This is a genomic window from Corallococcus sp. 4LFB (assembly GCF_046520365.1).
GTDB classification, from domain to species: Bacteria; Myxococcota; Myxococcia; order Myxococcales; family Myxococcaceae; genus Corallococcus; species Corallococcus caeni.
Genome location: NZ_JBKGHJ010000857.1, coordinates 1 through 2062, shown reverse-complemented (window position 1 = coordinate 2062; position 2062 = coordinate 1). Strand labels below are relative to the sequence as shown.

Genomic DNA, 2062 nt, shown 5'->3' with positions numbered 1-2062 from the left:
CGACGGCCGGCGCTTCCGGCTGCACCCGCGCCAGCTCCGCGAAGCGCTCCGGAATGCCCTGCCCTTCCGGCAGCGACACGTCCGTGGCGTTCCACTCCACCAGCACCTGCTGGCGCTCCACCTCTCCCAGCAGCGGCAGGTCCAGCACTCGCGCATCCGGCCGCGCCGCGATTCCCTCCAGCAACACGCCGAAGTGCTTCAGCATCCGCTCGGCGGTCGCTGCTTCGAACAGGTCGGTGCTGTACTCCAGCGCCGCCGCGAACCCCTGGCCCGTCTCCGCCATGTCCAGCGACAGCTCGAACTTGGCGGTGCTCCCTTCCGTCTCCAGGGCGCGCAGCGTGAGCCCTGAACCCGTGGTCGCCGCAGCCGATGCGGGCGCCGCGTTCTGGAGCGAGAACATCACCTGGAACAGCGGAGACCGGCTCAGGTTGCGCTCTGGCTTCAGCTCCTCCACCAGCTTCTCGAACGGCACCTCCTGGTGCGCGTACGCGCCCAGCGTCGTCTCCCGCACCTGCTGGAGCAGCTCGCGGAAGGTGGGGTTGCCCTCAATCCGCGTGCGCAGCACGAGCGTGTTGACGAAGAAGCCGATGAGCCCTTCGAGCTCCGCGCGGTTGCGGCCCGCGATGGGCGTGCCCACGCTCACGTCGTCCTGGCCGCTGTAGCGCGACAGGAGCACCTGCCACGCGGCCAGCAGCACCATGAACGGCGTGGCGCCCTCCTTCTGCCCGAGCGCCTTGAGCGCGGCCTCCACCTCGCGGGAGAAGTGAGCGGAGACCACCGCGCCCTGCGTCGTGGGCACCGCCGGGATGGGGCGGTCCGTGGGCAGCTCGATGGCCTGCGTGGCGCCCTGGAGCTGCTTGCGCCAGTACGCGAGCTGCGCTTCGAGCACCGGCCCCTGGAGCCATTCGCGCTGCCACGCCGCGTAGTCCACGTACTGGATCGCCAGTTCCGGCAGCGGCGACGGCTTCCCCTGGCTGAAGGCCCCGTAGAGGGCCAGCAGCTCGCGCAGGAAGACGCCGCGCGACCAGCCGTCGGAGATGACGTGGTGCAAGGTGAGGAGCAGCACGTGCTCCGTCGCGGACAGCTTCAGCAGCATCGCGCGCAGCAGCGGGCCCACGGAGAGCGTGAAGGGCTGCTGCACGTCCCGGAACACGCGCAGGCGGGCTTCCTTCTCCCGTGCCTCCACGGGGAGGGACTGGAGGTCCACCGTGTCGATGACCACGGGCGCGGGCGGGGCGATGACCTGCACCGCGCCGCCCTCTTCCGCGCGCAACGTCGTGCGCAGCACCTCATGCCGGCGCACCAGTTCGTCCAGGCAGCGCTGGAGCGCGGCCCCGTCCAGGACGCCGTCGAGCCGGACCGCGAGCGGGATGTTGTACTGCGGGTTCTGGGGATCGAACTGATCCAGGAACCACAGGCGCTGCTGCGCGAAGGACAGGGGGAAGGAGGAGACCGCGTTCCTCGGACGCGCCACGAGCGTCGCGACGGGGGCCGCCGCGCTCTTCTGGCGCAGCTTCCGCATCAGCAGGTCCTGCTTCTCGGGCGACAGGTTGGAGAACCGCTTCGAGGTGTCACTCATTGGAAGTCTTCCTGACCTGTTCCGTTTCCGCGTCCAGGAGGGCCTGCGCCTCTTCACCGGACAGTTCTTCCATCTCCGCCATGAGCCGCTCGAGCTCCTCGGGGTCCACCTGAGCGGCCTGGGCTTCCATCACGAGCACCGCGAGCGTCTCCACCGTGGGCGATTCGAACAGCTTGCGCAGCGGCAGCTCCACCTGGAACGTCTGACGGATCCGCGAGATGGCCTGCGTCGCCAGCAGCGAGTGGCCGCCCAGTTCGAAGAAGCCGTCGTGGATGCCGACGCGCTTCACGCCCAGCAGCTCGGAGTAGATGGCCGCCAGTTGCTGCTCCAGGTCGCTGCGCGGAGCAACGAAGTCCCGCGAGCGCGGCTCCGACTCCGCGTCCGGCCTGGGCAGGGCCTTGCGGTCCACCTTGCCGTTGGCGGTGAGAGGCATCGCCTCCAGCACCACGAAGGCCGACGGCACCATGTACTCCGGCAGCCGTC

2 protein-coding genes are annotated in these 2062 nt (G+C 69.8%); both read right to left on the bottom strand.

What is annotated here, in order from left to right; translation table 11 throughout:
• Positions 1–1579 (bottom strand): condensation domain-containing protein (locus ACLEQD_RS42005; RefSeq protein ID WP_410391543.1); only part of this gene is annotated, 1579 nt, incomplete at its 3' end.
• Positions 1572–2062: phosphopantetheine-binding protein (locus ACLEQD_RS42000; RefSeq protein WP_410391541.1), on the bottom strand; the 491-nt coding region annotated here is incomplete at its 5' end. The genes ACLEQD_RS42000 and ACLEQD_RS42005, both read right to left, overlap by 8 nt.